Origin of the sequence: Edaphovirga cremea (assembly GCF_003332275.1) — a bacterium.
GTDB classification, from domain to species: Bacteria; Pseudomonadota; Gammaproteobacteria; order Enterobacterales; family Enterobacteriaceae; genus Edaphovirga; species Edaphovirga cremea.
The window spans coordinates 103,935-122,775 of the sequence record NZ_QOVA01000010.1 but is presented as its reverse complement, the minus strand read 5'-3'; the positions used below and the strand labels follow the sequence as shown (position 1 = coordinate 122,775).

Genomic DNA, 18,841 nt, shown 5'->3' with positions numbered 1-18,841 from the left:
ATTCCGCCAGCGGCCAGGCATCAAAGGGGGGGAACCATTGGTCTGCCGTTCTCTATACCTGCGGTAATCGGGGACGGGATAGGGTTGGGGGGAAGCACGATACCGGGTACCAGTATCACTTTCCGGCAATCCTCCTCTCTTTTATCAAAAATTTCATACCCTTTGGCCGCCTGTTCCAATGGCAGGTGGTGGGTAATGATCTCTTCCGGTTTAATCATCCCTTGCTCAATCAATTGCAACAGTTCCGGTAAATATGCCTGAACATGCGTCTGGCCCATCTTGAACGTCAACCCTTTTTCAAAGGCGTCGCCGAAGAGGAAGCCATGAATAAACCCGGAATAGACCCCTGGCACACTCACAATCCCGCCACGCCGCACCGCTGCAATACATTGACGCAATGCTTTGCCACTGCCGCCCTCCAGTTTCAGATTGGTAAGCAGCGTTTCAGTCATGCTGCCTTTGGCTTCAAAACCAACGGCGTCAATGACGGCATCCACGCCGCGACTGCCGGGGGTGTTATCAATGATGACCTCAGCGGGATCGTCAACCTCGTCGAAATTAATGGGAATCACGTTGTAGCGTTCTTGTGCAAAAGCGAGGCGATAGGGGTGATGATCCACCATGAAAATTTGTTCTGCCCCCAACATTTGCGCACAGGCGGCGGTAAGAAGCCCCACGGGTCCCGCACCAAAAATTGCCAGCCGCGATCCCTTGCCGATTTGTGCATTTTTTACTGCCTGCCAGGCGGTCGGCAAAATGTCAGATAAAAACAACACTTTGTCATCATCCAGGAGCTGCGGGACTTTGAACGGGCCGGTATTGGCTTTGGGAACGCGCACATACTCAGCCTGTCCGCCCGGGACGCCGCCATAGAGATGGCTGTAACCAAACAGCGCCGCGCCGGAAGGAATTTGCTTTTTATTGATGATCGCCCCGCGACCGGTATTGGTGGTCTCACAGGCCGCAAAGAGATGCATCTGGCAGTAAAAACAGTCGCCACAGGCAATGACAAACGGCACAACGACCCGATCGCCTTTTTGCACTGCCGTCACATCCCGGCCTGTTTCAACCACCTCTCCCATAAACTCGTGACCAAAGATATCGCCGTGTTCGGTGCTGGGAATTTTCCCTCGGTAGAGATGGAGATCGGATCCGCAAATCGCCGTGGCGGTAACGCGGAGAATAATGTCGTCTTGCGCCTCAATAATGGGATCGTCGACATTATCGACGCTGACATTGTGTGGCCCATGGTAGGTGAGTGCTTTCACAATAATTAACCCTTGAGCAGTGGATGACTTACTAACTCTAGTGGTCAGGGGGCGATCCTGCTGCATCCAGCTAAACGGGAGCGAGCGAATAGAGAATAATCCTAATGCAACCCTATCAATAATTCACGGTACTCAATAAAAAACACATGGTATCAATCCGAAAAATGCCCGATGCCATTCACCGGGCGTTTTACGAACTATTCTTTCTTCAACACATTACTTTTCTAAACGCATCATGATTTAACGAAAGCCAGCAAGTCGGCATTGACTTGATCTTTGTGGGTATCAGTAAGGCCATGCGGTGCACCGGGATAGACGATCAGCTTGGAGCCTTCTATCAGTTTGGCGGATTCTGGCCCTGCCGCCTGAATAGGAACGATTTGATCGTCGTCGCCATGGATGACCAGCGTGGGGATGTCGAACTTTTTCAGATCGTCGCGAAAGTCGGTCTCCGAGAATGCCTTGATGCAATCATAGGTATTTTTATGGCCCGCCAGCATGCCCTGTAGCCAGAAGCTGTCGATCAGTCCCTGAGAAACCTTGGCGCCCTCCCGGTTGAAACCATAGAAGGGGCCGGAAGCGACGTCACGGTACAGTTGTGAGCGATCGGCGATGGAGCCTGCGCGGATGCCATCAAAAACGTCGATAGGCGCACCCTTTGGATTGCTCTCGGTTTTCAGCATCAGCGGCGGCACTGCCGATATCAGTCCCGCTTTGGCCAGTCGGCCCGTGCCGTGACGACCAATGTAGCGGCTGACTTCCCCGCCGCCCGTGGAGAAACCAAAAAGTATCACCTCCGAGAGATCGAGAGTTTCGATCAGTTGTGCCAGATCGTCGGCGTAGGTGTCCATATCATTGCCTTCCCACGGCTGGCTGGAACGCCCGTGTCCACGGCGGTCATGGGCGATGGCGCGATAACCGTGGCTGGCGAAGAATAGCATTTGCGATTCCCAACTGTCCGAGCTCAGCGGCCAGCCGTGACTGAAGACAATCGGCTGTCCGGTGCCCCAGTCCTTGTAATAGATCTCAGTGCCGTCAAGGGTAGTGAAAGTAGCCATGTCAACATCTCCGAAATTATTGTTGTGGAGGATTCGATCAAAAAACGCGGTTCATTGAGTTAGCAAGATGGAGTATTCCATGCTCACGGCTGTGTGAGGATGAGGTGGAACGACAATTAAGCGGGGTAAACTGACACCAATGAACAGTAAATTGACACCGATGAACAAGCGCGAGGCAATGAACGAAAAACGCAGGGTGGCTGAAATCGGCTTGCTGATGTATCCCGGCTCTCAGGCGGCGTTGCACGGATTGACCGATCTGTTTGCCGTGGCGAATCGTATTGCCGATGAGCACGAGTCCAGCCAATTACCGATTCTGCGCGTCAGCCATTGGTGTGATGATGGCGAAAGCACCCAACCCGCCCAGCTTTTTGACAGTCATCCCACCTTTGATAGTCGGATGGTGGCGGTGATCATTCCTCCCTCGCTTTTTCAACTGACCTGTGAAAAGGCCTTGAACCGACTGGCAATGTGGATCCGCGAAAAACACGCGGAAGGTGCTGCCGTCGGTTCGGTATGCCTCGGCGTGTTTTTACTCGCCCAAAGTGGATTGCTCGATCAACGCACCGCGACGATTCACAGGACCTACGCCAAGGCGTTGGAGGCGCGTTTCCCTGCTATCAGGGTAGATGCAGACAAACCCATTATTGACGATGGGGATATCATTACCGCTGCGGGTTTGATGGCGTGGGCCGATCTGGGTCTGCGGCTGGTAGACCGGTTGATGGGGCCCAGTATTGCAGCGAGTACCGCACAATTTCTGGAGATCAAACACTGTGACAGTACCCAGGCGTGCGGAAGTCATTTTTCACCGATTCTCACCCACGGTGATAGCGCCGTGCTGAAGGTTCAGCACTGGTTGCAGCGCAAGGGGGCGGTGGATGTGTCACTCAGTATGATGGCGGCACTGGCGGGTCTGGAAGCGCGGACTTTCTTGCGCCGTTTCCGCGCCGCAACCGGTCTTAGACCCATTCAGTATTGCCAGCACGTCAGGGTCGGTAAGGCGCGGGAAATGCTCGAATTCACCAATGGAACGGTTGACCATATTGCCTGGACGGTCGGCTATCTCGATCCGGGGACGTTCCGCTCGGCATTCAAGAAAGTCACCGGGATAACGCCTGCTGATTACCGTAAACGGTTTGGTGCCAAAACCTGAATAACGGGGGGTACGCGATTCCTTACGAAAAAAAGCCCGCTGACGTCGACGTCAGCGGGCTTTCACATTCAGGTTAACGCCCAGGCCGTCAGTGACTCAACGGAACGGCGGTTCGTTGAACGTGCGTAATTTGCGTGAATGCAGGCGATCGCCTTCGGCACGCAGCAAATCTATGGCACATATCCCAATCTGCAAGTGCTCGGAGATCGCGCCTTCATAGAAACGGTTTGCCTGCCCAGGCAATTTGATTTCACCGTGCAAAGGTTTATCCGACACGCAGAGCAGCGTGCCATAAGGTACCCGGAAGCGGTAACCCTGTGCGGCAATGGTCGCACTTTCCATATCCACGGCGACCGCCCGGCTGAGGTTGAAACGCAGTGCCGAGGCCGAGTAGCGCAACTCCCAATTACGATCGTCAGTCGTGACAACGGTACCGGTACGCAAGCGTTGTTTCACTTCCTCGCCCGGCATACCGCTGACCATTTTGGTTGCATCATAGAGTGCGCGCTGGACTTCGGCGATGCTCGGGATCGGGATATCAGGCGGTAAAACGGAGTCCAGCACATGGTCGTCACGAAGATAAGCATGGGCCAGCACGTAATCGCCAATTGACTGACTTTCACGCAATCCACCGCAATGGCCGATCATCAGCCAGGCATTGGGGCGCAATACTGCGAGATGATCGCAGATCGTCTTGGCGTTGGACGGACCGACGCCAATATTGACCAGCGTGATCCCGCGACCGTCGCGTGAAATCAGGTGATAGGCAGGCATCTGATGATTTTTCCAGGCCAGATCCGACACCGCCTGCTCAGGATTGGGTGTTTCAGCAGTAATAAAGATGCCGCCTGCACAGGAAAGCGCCTCATACGGACTCTCGGGATCGGCAATCTGGCTGCAAGCCCAACGCGCAAATTCATCGACATAGCGGGTGTAATTGGTGAAAAGTACGAAGGATTGAAAATGCTCTACGGGCGTGCCGGTATAGTGCCGCAGACGCGCCAGGGAAAAGTCGGTCCTGAGCGCATCAAAATGCGACAGGGGGAAGGTATGGCCAGCATGAAATAGTCCGTCCGCAGTCTCATCGCCGATTTGCGAAAGCTCGGTGGTGGGGAAATGTTTGGCGATACCGGCACTCATTGACCGATCGAGCGCCAGATCCGAACCATCGATCACATAGGGGAACGGAATTTCCAACGTTGAAGGCGACACCTCGATAACGGCGGAATAATCTCCCTCAAGCAGCGCCAATTGATCTTCCAGATAATGGCGGAATAATTCAGGGCGCGTAATGGTGGTGGTGTAACTACCAGAATGGGTAAAGCGGCCAAAAGCCCGGGGTCTGGGGTTGGCTGGCGGTGTTCCATCCCAACTCACACGCAATTCTGGATAAGTGAAGAGCCCCGCAACACGTTTTTTTTCATCGGGCAGAGTGCCATCATTGATGAAATCCTTGATGGCTTCCCGTAACGCTGCCACTGCGCCGTTATAAAGCGTCTCCAATTGATCAAGTGCCTGGGAGGCTGTAAGACGGGTGCTGGATTCGTTATTACTCATGACTTCTCCTTATTCTCGATTCCTCTGCGGGGAACAATACAGCGTCTGATCGCATTTCACAGTAGCAGGCTAACCGAAGATGGGATCAAAAGCTCAAGAGATATCAATCTATCAGGAGAAAAAATCGCGGGAACAGAACAAAAAGGAGGAGAAGCTGGTTATAAAGCGGAAAGGGGATATGAACCGCCAAACGAGCAACAGTGCATATCCCGTCGTCAGGGATTACCAGTACAGCTTCCAGCTTTGCGTTATGCGAACCAGGGCTTCAACATAAAAATAGTCTCCCCAGCTACAGCATTCATCAACGCCTTTTTCACTGGCGAGATGATAAACCGAATGCTTGAGCAAGCCATTGCACGGTTCATCCGGTTTCGCCAGATAGTTTTCGGTCAGCGAAGACATTATGCACAACGCCCTTTCTTCATATATTTCGCGGTCAGGATCGGTAGCGGGCAGATGCTTGACCAGCTCGAGCAAACCGCACACGGCGATGGCCGCAGAAGAACTGTCACGCAGGGCATCGGTTCCCAACAGGGCCAGGTCCCAATGGCAGACGTCATCTTCCGGCAAGCGGTTGAGGAAATAATTCGCCAGCCGCTTGGACAGCTCAATCATCTCTTTATCGCCGGTGTAGATATAGCTCAGCAGGAAACCATAAATACCCCACGCCTGTCCGCGCGACCAGCATGAGTCATCGGCGTAACCCTGCTGCGTATTGCCGTAACGCGGCTCGCCGGTCACGGTGTCCATATAGTAGGTATGGTACGTGGAAGCATCTTCCCGAATCAGGTAGCGGGCAGCCTGAAGCACGTGCGCACGCGCTGCATCGGCGAAGCGGCTTTCACCCGTCTGCTCGCTGGCCCAGTAGAGCAAGGGGAGATTCATGTTGCAGTCAATGATCATCCGGCCAGCCTGTTCGGGATCGCTCAGATTTCCCCACGCCTGAATGATATGGGCTTTCTGATGGTAGCGTTCCAGCAGGGCTTCGGCAGCCAGCAGGGAGAAACCGCGCGCCTCATGGTTGGCCGTTAAACGCCAGGCAGCCACGCAGGACAGCGTGTAGAGAAAGCCCAAATCGTGGGTTTGCGTATCGTAGCGTCCGGCAATGCGCAGACCGAACGAGCGCACCTGTTTTTCTGCCGCGAGCCGGTATTTCTCGTCGCCGGTCATTTCCCAGGCCAGCCACAGTTGACCAGTCCAAAAACTGGTGGTCCATTCCACATTGTCGGTCAGTGGGTAATAGCCGTTCACGCAGGTTTCTGCGGGAAACTTGTCACCAAAATCAGCCAGATTGCGGTCCAAAGACTGGGTAACGCGCTGACGCGCTGACAGCAATTCCTCACGCAACCGGATACGGTCAATGGGTTTGTGCGTCAATGGCAGCAATGGTTCGTTGGCAATAGCCTTAAGCATGGTTTTCTCCCCTTTAAAATTCAACATAATCAGTTTTTCAATGCGCCACGTTCACCTGCCATCGCTCCTTTACCGGCGTCTCGACGGCTTTGGCAGGCGGAAAGGGTGAAGGTGGAGATCACGGTAAATACCAGGGCGATGATGCCCATGATGACGTAGGTGTTTTCGAAGCCAATCCGGTCATAGAGATAGCCTGCGGGTGAAGAGATTACGACGTTCCCGACGTACAACATGGCCTGATATCCCAACAGATACATGGTGGAGTTAACGCGCTTATCGAAATGCTCGGCAATATATTTGAAGACCGACACCAGCAGCAGCGATATTTCCAGACCGTAAAGCGGTTTGATAACGGAAATTAACAGATGGCTTTCGCACAGACCTGAAACAATCAGTCGGGCTGAAACCAGCAGGCCAACAAATATCAGGCTTCTCTTGGCACCGAAGTAGTTCACCAGGAAAGGGATCACCATGTACATCAGGAATTCTGTGCCTGACTGCACGGTGCTGAGGTAACCGAAAATCGCATTGCCCTGCTGCACATCGTTGAAGAAGGTGACGAAATACCGGGAGAATTGCTGTTCGGCGATAAACATCATCCAGACCACACCGGCAACATACAGGCAGAACGCCCAGAATTTACGGTTTTTCAGCAGGTTCATGACATCGGCGAAAACGATTTTCTCTTTTGATAACACTTCACCGGCCTGTTGCGTCGTCGTATCAACTTTCAGGCTAAGCAATACGATGAGCATAATAACGGACGCGACGCTGCCCATAATAAAGTTGTACGCAGGAGAAAGATTGAACAATACACCTGAAAACGAAGCGGCGACGGCCCAGCCTAAAGATCCCCACATGCGTATCTGGCCGAATTCCATATTATTGAGGCGGCTGTAACGGTCGGAATAAGATTCACAGGCGGCTACACCCGCATACCAGGCGAAGCTCAGATAAATGGCACCGACGATAATGCCCACCAACGTATTGCTGAGCAATAAGGGTTGATAAACATAAATAAAGAAAGGCGCCATTAATGCGGACATCGCGACCACGAAATAGAGCAGGTTTTTGCTCATTCCGCTTTTATCCATGATGTAACCGTAAATTGGTTTAAGAATTACCGAAAAAATCCCGTTTACTGCAAATACGGTACCAATGACGGCACCGCTGAGGCCCGTTTTCTGCCCCAGCCAGATTGCCAGTAAACCAATACTGGCAGACCAGGTAAAAAAGTAGAGAAATATAAAGGTACTGATTTTGTAATAATTAAGCTTGTTTGCAGCAGTGATATTTTTCATATAGGCCCCGAGAAAGATTCTTATAAGCGTTAAAATAATAAATCTATGGAGAGGGTAATGTTTTTCATCTGTTCCCGATGGAAAAGAGACAGGATGTTGTCCTGCAAAGTGATTTCAGGGGGATCGGTAATATCTCGTTGATCGGGCCCTGATGCTGAGACCGCACAGCATAGCCAATGCTCCCCAATCCCAAGGGGGGTAGTTAGTACCGGAATAGCAGCACATTCAGCAAACATAATACTGCTGTTGGGCGGTGTGATAAGCGTGTCCGCTTGCCGGCTGATCCCCATATCGCTGTTCACTATTTTGCAGTAGCCATTTTCAGCCTGAACGTGACTGCTGCCGGTTTGATTGCAGACAAGGTGGTTGCCGGGATATATTTGACGGCAAACCCGCCTTCTACGGCATCCAATACCCGTGCTGTATCAATGTGATGAACGCGAATGTGCCAATCCCCACAGGGAATAAGCCAGGTCACAATATGCACGTCATACCAGGGTGACCAATGGGAACGGATAAACTCGTCAGTAGTCAGTACGTCAGTACATTCCCGGCGACCGCGGTAATAATTATCCTGTTCGGCAAGCAACAGCATGGAATCGCAGGCCGCATGTTTCAAACCAAATCGGCCACGCTCAACGGTAAAACCGAAAAGGCTGGAGTACGCAAATTTTGTATATTTTGCCTCGGTATTAACGTAGTTATTCAATTCCAATTGGCCGGAGGTGAGCATATAAACATGTTTTGATTCACTGTCCCGCACCAATATCTGTGCCGCTTGCGGAATCACCCTTTTTTTAGGCAGGCGAGGCAGTGATTTTTCCTCTGATTGCCAGAACGGATGACTTTCTGGCAACGCCAGAATAAGGAATAATTTAAACGCCCAATAGGGGGAGCCGGGTGAATTGTAATCCTCTGCCATAACCAGATTGGGATAGGTGTAACCAATTGTCAGGATCCCATCACGATCCAAAATAGGGTGTTTGAACCACCAACGCAGGTGCCGTAAAATAATGCCCTTGATTTCTCCTCGTGTAGGAAAGTCACCTTGTGTAGGAAAATCGTCTTGCGAAAATATATCCAGACCTGAAAAGGCGACAGCGCTCCAGAACGCGGCTTCGGCAAAGCGATAAATGAGGCTGCGACCGAAAGGCATTGCCGCACCATCTGCGGAAAACATATGGATAAAACTGTCGGCAAATTCGATTGCGCGTTGGCGTAATACGCCCGACCGCTGTGGATCGTCTTCGGCCATTAATGTCGCGTAGATTAAGCCATAATAGTGGAAGGCCATGGAAATATAGTAATCCTTTGGGCGACCTGGGCCGTCGGAATACCAGCCATTATCCAGATAATAGGCTTCCATTTTGGCGAATCTTTTTTCAATGGCCTCAGGATCCCAGGGCAAACCCGCCTGTTTAAATCCCAGTTGTACAATTATGGCAAAATAGTTCCAGTTACTGTCTGGCATTTCAGCATCAGTAATCTGATTGAGCCAAAGATAGAGATTCTGCAGTTCTTCGGGCGTGAAATACTCGGTCAGCGACTCCTTCATGAGCGCCAGTCCCAAACCATAAACCGCCATCTCTACCAGGCGCTGGTCATAGGGACCGGTATTTCCCCAAAACTCAGGATGTTCCGGATTGGTACCCTGACGAATCGCATTGAGATATTTATCGCTGTAGGGTGTTTTATCACCAGAGGCAAGCAGAGGAAATATTCCCCACAGCACGCGTGATAAGCCCTCCATTCGCGCAATATCAGGGCCGTAATGGGCGCAGGTCTGACCAAGCAGAATACCGGATTGGTTTTCCGTAAACTGTTCATCCAGCGCTGAAAGTAGGGTATTCAGGCAATCGACCATATCCTGGCGGCTGGACAAAGGATTTTCTTTTATTATTTTTTCATGGAACATAACATCCCTCTGATTCAGAAAGTATTTAATCACCGCTGCATGGGGGAAAATTCTCAACGTCAGGCTCGGTAAATCAAATGTCACTATCTCGCTAGGCAAAAGGTTATCTTTACGGGCAGATGTTCAAATGTTAACTGCGTCACATTACGCTTATTTTAAGGAAACCCCGTTTGCAAAAATATAAAATGGTGGTTTAATTTAGTGATTAAATCATAAAAAACTTAATTCTGTTGTCCTATGGCAAACTCACCTACCAACGAATTTTTGGAATTGGTTTCCCTGCAAGAGAGTGCGATCTCCTTTAGTCGGCTGTTTGCCAATTCAGTGCGTTATCATCACTGGCACCAGTGTCTGGAAATGTTGTACGTCGAAGTCGGTTACGGTGTTATTATTGTTGATAATCAGCAGTATACGATGAGACCCGGTCGGCTTTTCATTTTCCCGCCTTTTAAATTGCACAAGGTCATGGTCGAGGATAGCCAGAGTGAGATCTATCGGCGAACCATCATCCATCTGGACAACAAGGCAGTGGCGGCCTATCTGCGTGATTTTCCCCAGCACAAAGCCCAACTCCAACGGTTAAGTCATCGTGACAGTCCAGCTTATGTTTATGATCTCAGTGATATACACCATGTCATCGATCCGGTTTTTACCCATTATGGACAGATCTTCTCCTCGGGGCTCTATAGCCTTGAGAATATAGCGTGCCTGATCTTGAACCTACTGACCTTCCTGCCAGAAAGTAACGCTAATCATGAGGTTGCCGATGATCGGCTCTCGGGTAAAGTCATGCAATGGATCGAGGAGCACTACGCGGAAAAATTCAGTCTCGATGCATTGGCAGAACATTTGAATTTATCGAAGAGTTATATATCCCGTCGTTTCCACCAGGAAACCGGAGAAATGATTCACGATTATTTACTGACTTATCGCATTAGATACGCTTGTGAATTGTTACGGAAAAATGAAATGGCGATTCATGATATCGCTCGCGCAGTAGGATTTTCTGTTTCGACTTACTTTATCAGCTCATTTAAAAATACGATGGGCAAAACCCCGCTGAAATATCGTAAAGAACATCAGGTTATTGTCAGTTCTGCGGGATAATCGTTCCCGCTACCTCCCTTGAAATGTTGGCAACTTATAGGTCTGCTGTTACCTAATTGCATCCGCGTTCATTTTTATAGTGCGCCATGTTGGAATACCAACAATTAATTCAGCAAAGGCCGATCAAAGTTGATCTGCTTCACTGTTGATTATTCCCTGAAGGATTATTTTACTCGGGTACGCGTAAAGCGGAATTACTGCTTTTTGTTATTTTAGTTTTTTTAATTATTTTAGTTACTTTAGTTGTTTAAATGGAAGCAATGGCAAGGGCGCCGGTGATCACAATAACTGCAATGTCCATGATATCGGTATCAATCCCTCCATTGTTCATCTGTACATCACTGTTTGTTCAGAACTATAAACAATGAGCAATTTTATAAATTTGACACAGGAGAAATGCAGTGCAAATTTTTAATGCCGATATCGCCATCGTTGGGGCCGGAGGCGCGGGTTTACGTGCGGCGATTGCCGCCGCAGAAGCCAATCCCCAGCTTAAGATCGCGCTAATCTCGAAAGTCTATCCCATGCGCAGTCATACCGTTGCTGCCGAGGGCGGATCCGCCGCAGTAACCCAGGATAATGACTCCTTCTCTTCCCATTTCCACGATACCGTTTCTGGTGGCGACTGGTTATGTGAACAGGATGTCGTCGACCACTTCGTGCGTCACTGTCCCGAGGAGATGATCCAGCTTGAACAGTGGGGATGCCCCTGGAGCCGCAAACCCGATGGGCGGGTCAACGTCCGTCGCTTTGGTGGAATGAAAATTGAACGCACCTGGTTCGCCGCCGATAAAACGGGTTTCCATATTCTGCACACGTTATTCCAAACGTCCCTCAAATATCCCCAGATACAGCGTTTCGATGAACACTTCGTCCTGGATATCCTGGTCGATGATGGACAAGTGCGTGGCGTGGTCGCTATAAATATGATGGAAGGCCGCCGCATCCAGATCCGTGCCAATGCCGTGGTTATGGCCACTGGCGGTGCGGGCCGTGTTTACCGTTACAACACCAACGGCGGTATTGTGACGGGTGACGGCATGGGCATCGCGTTGCAGCACGGTTTGCCTCTGCGTGATATGGAGTTTGTCCAGTATCACCCGACCGGTCTGCCGGGTTCAGGCATACTCATGACCGAAGGTTGCCGCGGTGAAGGCGGAATCATGGTCAACAAAGATGGCTACCGTTATCTGCAGGATTACGGCATGGGGCCAGAAACCCCACTGGGTGAGCCGAAAAACAAATACATGGAGCTGGGTCCGCGAGACAAAGTATCCCAGGCATTCTGGCACGAATGGCGCGCTGGTCGCACTGTCCCTACGCCACGTGGGGATGTGGTGTATCTCGACTTGCGTCATCTGGGTGAGAAAAAACTGCTCGAACGTCTGCCGTTTATCTGTGAACTGGCGAAAGCCTATGTCGGCGTTGACCCGGTGAAAGAACCGATTCCGGTACGCCCGACGGCGCACTACACCATGGGCGGCATCGAAACCAATTCAGAGACTGAAACCCGAATTGCGGGACTGTTTGCCGTGGGCGAGTGTTCATCTGTCGGTTTGCATGGTGCGAATCGCCTGGGCTCCAACTCTCTGGCAGAGCTGGTGGTCTTCGGTCGTCTGGCGGGTGAACAGGCAGTCTTGCGTGCGCAATCCGCGAAGCCGGCCAATGCGGCGGCGTTGGACGCACAGGCGCGTGACGTAGAAAACCGCCTGCAGACGCTGATGAAACAGGAAGGCGACGAAAACTGGGGAGCCATTCGCGACGAAATGGGGCTGTCTATGGAAGAAGGTTGCGGTATCTACCGCACGCCAGAATTGATGCAAAAAACCATAGATAAACTGGCGGAACTGAAAGACCGCTTCAAACGCGTAAAAATCACCGATACCTCAAGCGTTTTCAATACCGATCTGCTCTACACCATCGAACTGGGTCATGGCTTGAATGTGGCAGAGTGCATGGCGCATTCGGCCTTCAACCGCAGGGAATCACGCGGAGCCCACCAGCGTTTGGATGAGGGTTGTACAGAGCGTGATGACGTCAATTTCCTCAAGCACACCCTGGCTTTCCAGACTCCCGATGGCGCACCACGTCTTGAATATGGCGACGTGAAAATCACTACGCTGCCACCGGCAAAACGGATCTATGGCGGCGAAGCCGATGCTCAGGACAAAAAGGATAAGGAGCAAGCAAATGGCTGAGATGAAAACCCTCAAAATGGAGGTGTTGCGCTATAACCCGGAAAGCGATAGCGCTCCCCATCTTGAGATGTTTGAAGTGCCTTACGATGAGCAGACCTCATTGCTGGATGCGCTGGGTTATATCAAAGATAACCTGGCACCCGACCTCAGTTACCGCTGGTCGTGCCGAATGGCTATCTGCGGCTCCTGCGGCATGATGGTCAATCAGGTACCTAAACTGGCGTGTAAAACGTTCTTGCGCGAATACACCAAAGGTATGCGGGTTGAGGCATTGGGGAACTTCCCGATCGAGCGCGATCTGGTGGTCGACATGACCCATTTCATCGAAAGTCTGGAAGCGGTCAAACCTTACATTATTGGCAACAACCGCCGCCCGGAAGAGGGAACCAACCTGCAAACCCCGGCGCAGATGGCGAAATACCATCAGTTCTCAGGATGCATCAACTGTGGTCTGTGTTATGCCGCATGTCCGCAATTTGGATTGAATCCTGAGTTTATCGGCCCTGCGGCGATCACGCTGGCGCATCGTTATAACCTCGATAACCGTGACCACGGCAAGAAAGAGCGCATGCCACAACTCAACGGTGAGAATGGCGTCTGGTCCTGTACTTTTGTCGGTTACTGTTCAGAAGTGTGTCCAAAACATGTCGATCCCGCTGCCGCAATCCAGCAAGGGAAAGTGGAAAGTTCGAAAGACTTCATGATCGCCATGCTTAGGCCGCAATAAGGGAGTGGGAAATGAATTCAATCACAAAACGTAAACCTTATGTCCGGGGAATGGCACCGAATTGGTGGCAGAAATTGGGCTTCTATCGGTTCTACATGCTGCGGGAAGGGACGGCAGTTCCCGCGGTCTGGTTCAGTATTGTGCTGCTATACGGTGTATTTTCACTGAAAGGCGGTGCCGCCGGATGGGAAAGCTTTCTCCACTTCCTGCAGAATCCCGTGGTGCTACTGATCAACGCGATTGCACTGGCGGCCGCGTTACTTCATACCAAAACCTGGTTTGAGCTGGCTCCCAAAGCCTCCATCGTGATTGTGAAAGATGAAAAGATGGGACCGGAGTTGATCATCAAAGCACTCTGGGCGGTCATGGTTGTGGCCACGGCGATCATCCTTGGCGTCGTATTACTTTAACTGACAGGAGAACATCATGAAGCAGACACCAAAACGTTCAGATGAACCCGTTTTTTGGGGGCTATTCGGTGCGGGTGGTATGTGGACGGCGATTATAGCGCCAGCGGTGATCCTGTTGGTGGGGATTTTATTGCCACTGGGCGCCTACCCCGGTGATGCACTCAGTTATGAGCGCATTGCTGCATTCAGTCAGACTTTCATTGGCCGCATCTTCTTGTTACTGATGATCGTCTTGCCAATCTGGTGTGGCCTGCACCGCATGCATCACGCCATGCACGATTTGAAAATCCATATCCCGGCGGGTAAATGGGTTTTTTATGGATTGGCGATGATTCTCAGTGTAGTGACAGTGATTGGGATTATTTAGAATATAAATAGTTAGGCAGAAGATAGATCGCGTTTTACCCGAAATAGCGTTCTTAAAGAGTCTTCAAAGTAAAATACTGCGCCAGGAATGACCTGACGCAGTATTTTTTTTCGTGATGATAATGTCTAAACAGAAGATTACGTAATACCCACAGCGCTTATAGGAATCCGTACGCGGCGGCCAATACCCAACCCATCACGCACGACACGGAAACCCCGATTAAACCGACCATAATAAAGCTGTGGTTGATAACAAACCGTCCGATATTCGTGGTTCCAGAGCGGTCAAACTGAATCGCTGCCAGATCGCTTGGGTAGGTTGGTAAAATATAATAGCCATAACAGGCCGGTGCAGAGGCGATGATATAAGCCGGATCGACGCCGATAGCCAGCGCGACAGGCACAATCGCTGCAAGTGCCGCAGCCTGTGAGTTAACAAACTTGGAGACGATCAGCAAGACGATGGCGTAGGCCCAGGGATATTCTTTAACGAGAGTTCCCAGCGCGGATTTGATCTCACTCAGGTGGGCACCAAACATGGTTTCAGCCATCCAGGCGATACCATAAACCGCCACGATGGCGATCATGCCTGAACGGAAAACTTCGTTTTTAGAGATATTGGCCGGATTGGTTTTGGTGGCGATAATAATGATCGCGCCCGCACACAACATAAACATCTGGATAACCAGCACCATGGACAGCGGTTTGCCGTCGAATACTGGACGCAGTTCGGAAAATGCACCTAACAGCGCAACGATAGCGATGGTACCCAGGAAGATCCACATTGCCACCCAGTTACTGGTAGGCAATTTTTTGTCCAATAATGTTGCTGTGTCACCGTAAACATATTTGTAGTTTTCTGGATCAGCAATGAATTCCTGGAATTTTTCGTCTTTATCCAAATCCTTTCCACGGAACCAACTGAAGATACCAATTGCCAAAATACCGCAAAGGGTGGAAGGAATGGTGATAGCCAGCAGATCCAGGAATTCCAGATGCTTGCCATTAAAGGTAAAGTTACCCAGCATCGCAACCAGTGACACTACCGCAACGGACACCGGGCTGGCAATAATCCCCATTTGTGCCCCAATGGAGCTGGCAGCCATGGGTCTTTCTGGGCGAATGTTATTTTTGATTGCCACATCATAGATAATGGGCAGAATTGTATATACCACATGCCCTGTACCGCAAAGGATGGTCAATATACAGGTAACGAACGGAGCGACGATGGAGACATATTTAGGGTTGCGACGTAACAAGCGCTCTGCAATTTGCAGCATCACATCGAGGCCGCCTGATGCCTGAAGTGTCGCAGAAGCGGCCACCACGGCGATAATAACCAGCATTACGTCAACCGGTGGTTTGCCGGGTTGCAGATGAAAAACGAAAACCAGTATTATTAATCCAATACCGCCCAGTAACCCCAGTGCAATCCCACCTTTTCTGGCTCCGTAAAAGAGACAGATTAGGATGACGATGAGTTGAATAGTAAATAACATGCGCACCTCTTTCTTATCGAGTAAATACATTTAATTTTTATGAGGTTAATAGTTATCTTCTTTTCATTTCTATTGAGGGAGAGGGATCACACATTGCAGTTTTTTTTAGTTAATAAAAGATTTAAATATTATATTAAACTTTGTTTGTTTAATTGCAGTTATTATAATGTTGCCATTATGAGTAATAGATATTAAATCTGGTTGTGAATTGCGGTAGGTCACTATTCTAATAAGTGGGCAAATAGGCTGACCGAGGCCGGAAACTAAGGGGCGACCGGCCTGCCGATAGTTTAATGCGTGACTATTCCTTTGCTAAGTAAAAAGGGTTTTTACCTAAAAGAGTGTGCCAGGCAAAATAGTAGGAAATATCCTGCCCGCTCGTCAAGATCATAGATAACATTGGTTAAGCAGAACCAGTTTATCCGGCATTAACCGATATTGAAAGACCGGTCTGCCTAATGAGCCATAAAATATAGACGTATTAAGAATACCAATATCAGACAAATAAGTGAGGTATTTTCTACAAGATACCCGTGATACGTCAATGGCATTAGCCAGCATGTCGGTAGAAAATTCTACGTCCTGATTTTTAGCTATCCACTCGCAGATCGTCCGCAATGTGATGGCCGTGAGTCCCTTTGGCAGCTTTTTCCTCTCTTTCCCTGCTCCCTGACCGTGCCCGCCCTTATTATAAAGCAGGTAATCGATATCCGATTGTGCGAAGTTCTCCCGGTTTTCGGTGAGACTCACCTCTTCACGGTAATCCGTCAGCGCCTGCTCAAAACGGGAGAATTGGAATGGCTTGATCAGGTAATCCACCACGCCATATTTAAGTGCTTTTTTAACGGTATTGACATCGCTGGCGGAGGAGATGATGACCACGTCAGTTTGTTCACTGAGTTCACGGACGGTGGGCAGCAGATCCAACCCGTTTTCCTGTTGCATAAAGATATCCAACAGAATCAGATCGATCTGATTATCAGGATCGGCAAGCAACTCCCTGGCCTGCTGTAATGTCGAGGCGATGGCACTGCAATGAAACCCACTGATCTGACTCAGATAACATTTATTGAGTTCCGCGACCATGGCGTCATCATCAACGATCATCACATTAATCATGATTCACCTCGTCTGTAAGGTAGGGCAGGGTAAGATAAAAACGAGTATATATACCGCGTTCAGACTTGACATCAATATTTCCTCCATGCGCTTGAATGCTTAGTTTTGCCAGGTGGAGACCAATGCCACGGCCGTTTCCTTTGGTCGAAAATCCACGCTGGAAAATCTTGTCAATGATATCCGGCTCAATCCCTGGGCCATCATCGCTGACGGTGCAATGTAACATCCCGTCAAGAAAATCAAAGCTGACGGTAATGGTTCGGGCACTGTAGCCGGAGAGCGCATCAAAAGCATTTTCCAGCACATTCCCTAACGCAGTGATGATAACATTGGTCGTCTCAACATCATCGGTATAAGGTAAAAAGCTCTCTTCAGTTAACTGCAAGGTGATCCCCAAATCGCGCGCGCGATTCATCTTCCCCAGCAGAAAACCGGCAATTTCCGGTGATTTAATCATCCGAATCAACGAGCCAATCGCATCCTGGTAATTTTGCGCCGTATTCAAAATATAACGCTCTAACTCCTGATAATGCTTGAGATGCAACATCCCAAGAATGACATGGAGTTTGTTTTTGAACTCATGGGCCTGGGTACGCAACGCGTCGGCATACGTCGACATGCCACTCAAACGCTCAAGTAATTGGCTGACCTCGGTTTTGTCTCTGAACGTAGCGATTGCCCCTACAATTTCGCCGTTGACCCGCACGGGAACCGTATTGCTGAGCAGGATATTGCCGTTGATGTGACTTTCTCTGTCGCGCTGCATCACGCCGGTGTTCATCACTTCCTGCAAATGCAACAATTCAGGCCATTGCTCGCTGGCTGCATTTACGGCCATATTATCTTTTGGCCCCCGTTGCTTGAACAGCCGTTCCGCTTCATCATTAATCAGGGTAATTTGCCCCTGTTGATCCACGGCGATTACGCCTTCCTTCATCGACTGCAACATGGCATTGCGTTCTTCGAACAAGTTGGCGATTTCGTGGGGTTCAAAACCCAGCATGATGCGTTTTAAGGCACTCACCAGAAGCCACGTGCCAATTCCCCCGACAATGCAGCCGAAGAGGGCAGTCCACAGCAGGTTCTGGCGATTATTATTCACAATGCTCTGAACCTTAACCAGCGAGATACCCAACGCGACAACCCCAATTTGTTGATGTTCGCTGTTATAGACCGGGGTAAATACGCGTAGCGCACGTTCCAGCGTACCTTGATTTATCGCCTGATTTTCTTTGCCCTTGAGCGCAGGGAAAATATCGTCCCCGACAAAAAGCTTGCCCAGCAAACTGGCATTGGGATGCGAATACCGTATCCCTTGCATATCGGTCACGGTAATAAATAGCAGACCATTTTGCTCTTTTACACGTTCTGCGAAGGGTTGGATGGCGGCGGCCTTGCGTTTGTCGCTCAGACCCTGCACGATTTCTGGTGTAATCGCCAGGGTGCGCGAGATGGCGAAAGCTTTCTCACGAAAGCTATTTTCAGCCAATTGACTAATTTGATTGAAGAAAAGGGAATGCACCGCGAGTAATACCGAAATAATTACTCCGGAAACCATCAGAATCACTGATGTGCTTAGTTTAAGCGGTATCTTCAGGCTACGCATAGAAACCCCGGTAAATCCTGGTGTGAGACATTCTCATAAATGGAAAATAGTAATAGGAATTATTATCATCACAATACACTGTAGCTGATATCTGCATATTACATAAAACGAGTATTATGCTGCTGAATATAAACCATTATT

General features: G+C 50.0%; 14 protein-coding genes and 1 pseudogene. 6 read left to right on the top strand and 9 right to left on the bottom strand.

All coding sequences use genetic code 11. The annotated features are described in order from the left end of the window. Positions 1 to 20: 20 nt before the first annotated feature. Together DRI82_RS15000 and DRI82_RS14995 are read right to left on the bottom strand one after the other, a co-directional pair. Positions 21 to 1,268, bottom strand: a complete 1,248-nt coding sequence (locus tag DRI82_RS15000; protein ID WP_114194717.1) for a zinc-dependent alcohol dehydrogenase — start codon at positions 1,266 to 1,268, stop codon at positions 21 to 23. Between the two features lie 233 nt (positions 1,269 to 1,501). Beyond that, positions 1,502 to 2,326, bottom strand: coding sequence for an alpha/beta fold hydrolase (locus DRI82_RS14995; RefSeq protein ID WP_114194716.1), 825 nt, complete (start codon positions 2,324 to 2,326; stop codon positions 1,502 to 1,504). A gap of 139 nt (positions 2,327 to 2,465) precedes the next feature. Between DRI82_RS14995 and DRI82_RS14990 the strand changes: the two genes are divergently transcribed. Continuing rightward, on the top strand, positions 2,466 to 3,482 hold the full coding sequence (locus DRI82_RS14990) for a GlxA family transcriptional regulator (protein WP_245956853.1): 1,017 nt from the start codon (positions 2,466 to 2,468) through the stop codon (positions 3,480 to 3,482). A 96-nt stretch (positions 3,483 to 3,578) separates the two neighbouring features. Here the strand turns inward: DRI82_RS14990 and DRI82_RS14985 are convergent, their stop codons facing one another. The 4 genes and pseudogenes from DRI82_RS14985 to DRI82_RS14970 form a co-directional block, all read right to left on the bottom strand. Beyond that, positions 3,579 to 5,039 carry an AMP nucleosidase gene (locus DRI82_RS14985; RefSeq protein ID WP_114194715.1) on the bottom strand — a complete coding sequence of 487 codons (1,461 nt, stop codon included), beginning with the start codon at positions 5,037 to 5,039 and terminating at the stop codon, positions 3,579 to 3,581. Positions 5,040 to 5,261: 222 nt separating this feature from the next. Next, positions 5,262 to 6,452 (bottom strand): glycoside hydrolase family 88 protein, encoded by a 1,191-nt coding sequence (locus DRI82_RS14980; RefSeq protein ID WP_114194741.1) that lies wholly within the window; start codon positions 6,450 to 6,452, stop codon positions 5,262 to 5,264. A gap of 29 nt (positions 6,453 to 6,481) precedes the next feature. Then, positions 6,482 to 7,753: an oligosaccharide MFS transporter gene (locus DRI82_RS14975; protein ID WP_114194714.1), complete on the bottom strand. Its 1,272-nt coding sequence runs from the start codon at positions 7,751 to 7,753 to the stop codon at positions 6,482 to 6,484. A 29-nt stretch (positions 7,754 to 7,782) separates the two neighbouring features. Beyond that, a pseudogene (locus DRI82_RS14970) lies at positions 7,783 to 9,668 on the bottom strand (DUF2264 domain-containing protein). 237 nt (positions 9,669 to 9,905) lie between these two features. Here DRI82_RS14970 and DRI82_RS14965 point away from each other — a divergent pair. The 5 genes from DRI82_RS14965 to frdD all read left to right on the top strand — a co-directional run bounded on the left by DRI82_RS14965 (position 9,906) and on the right by frdD (position 14,477). Continuing rightward, the gene (locus DRI82_RS14965; RefSeq protein ID WP_114194713.1) at positions 9,906 to 10,775 is read left to right on the top strand and encodes an AraC family transcriptional regulator; all 870 of its coding nucleotides are present in this window, start codon (positions 9,906 to 9,908) and stop codon (positions 10,773 to 10,775) included. Between the two features lie 401 nt (positions 10,776 to 11,176). Continuing rightward, positions 11,177 to 12,973 carry a fumarate reductase (quinol) flavoprotein subunit gene (gene frdA, locus DRI82_RS14960; RefSeq protein WP_114194712.1) on the top strand — a complete coding sequence of 599 codons (1,797 nt, stop codon included), beginning with the start codon at positions 11,177 to 11,179 and terminating at the stop codon, positions 12,971 to 12,973. Beyond that, the gene (locus DRI82_RS14955) at positions 12,966 to 13,700 is read left to right on the top strand and encodes a succinate dehydrogenase/fumarate reductase iron-sulfur subunit (protein WP_114194711.1); all 735 of its coding nucleotides are present in this window, start codon (positions 12,966 to 12,968) and stop codon (positions 13,698 to 13,700) included. Before frdA ends, DRI82_RS14955 begins: the two co-directional genes overlap by 8 nt. An 11-nt stretch (positions 13,701 to 13,711) precedes the next feature. Next, positions 13,712 to 14,110: a fumarate reductase subunit FrdC gene (frdC, locus tag DRI82_RS14950; RefSeq protein ID WP_114194710.1), complete on the top strand. Its 399-nt coding sequence runs from the start codon at positions 13,712 to 13,714 to the stop codon at positions 14,108 to 14,110. A gap of 16 nt (positions 14,111 to 14,126) precedes the next feature. Continuing rightward, the gene (gene frdD / locus DRI82_RS14945; protein ID WP_114194709.1) at positions 14,127 to 14,477 is read left to right on the top strand and encodes a fumarate reductase subunit FrdD; all 351 of its coding nucleotides are present in this window, start codon (positions 14,127 to 14,129) and stop codon (positions 14,475 to 14,477) included. A gap of 157 nt (positions 14,478 to 14,634) precedes the next feature. On the opposite strand, the gene DRI82_RS14940 is transcribed toward frdD, so the two are convergent. The 3 genes from DRI82_RS14940 to DRI82_RS14930 all read right to left on the bottom strand — a co-directional run bounded on the left by DRI82_RS14940 (position 14,635) and on the right by DRI82_RS14930 (position 18,700). Next, entirely contained in the window at positions 14,635 to 15,975 is a 1,341-nt protein-coding gene (locus DRI82_RS14940; RefSeq protein ID WP_114194708.1) for an anaerobic C4-dicarboxylate transporter, read from the bottom strand. A 387-nt stretch (positions 15,976 to 16,362) separates the two neighbouring features. Further along, complete coding sequence (gene dcuR, locus DRI82_RS14935) at positions 16,363 to 17,094, bottom strand: two-component system response regulator DcuR (RefSeq protein ID WP_114194707.1); 732 nt, start codon at positions 17,092 to 17,094, stop codon at positions 16,363 to 16,365. Continuing rightward, a complete protein-coding gene (locus tag DRI82_RS14930) occupies positions 17,087 to 18,700 on the bottom strand; it encodes a sensor histidine kinase (protein ID WP_114194706.1) in 1,614 nt (537 codons plus the stop codon). The genes dcuR and DRI82_RS14930 overlap by 8 nt, the downstream gene beginning before the upstream one ends. Between the last annotated feature and the right edge of the window lie 141 nt (positions 18,701 to 18,841).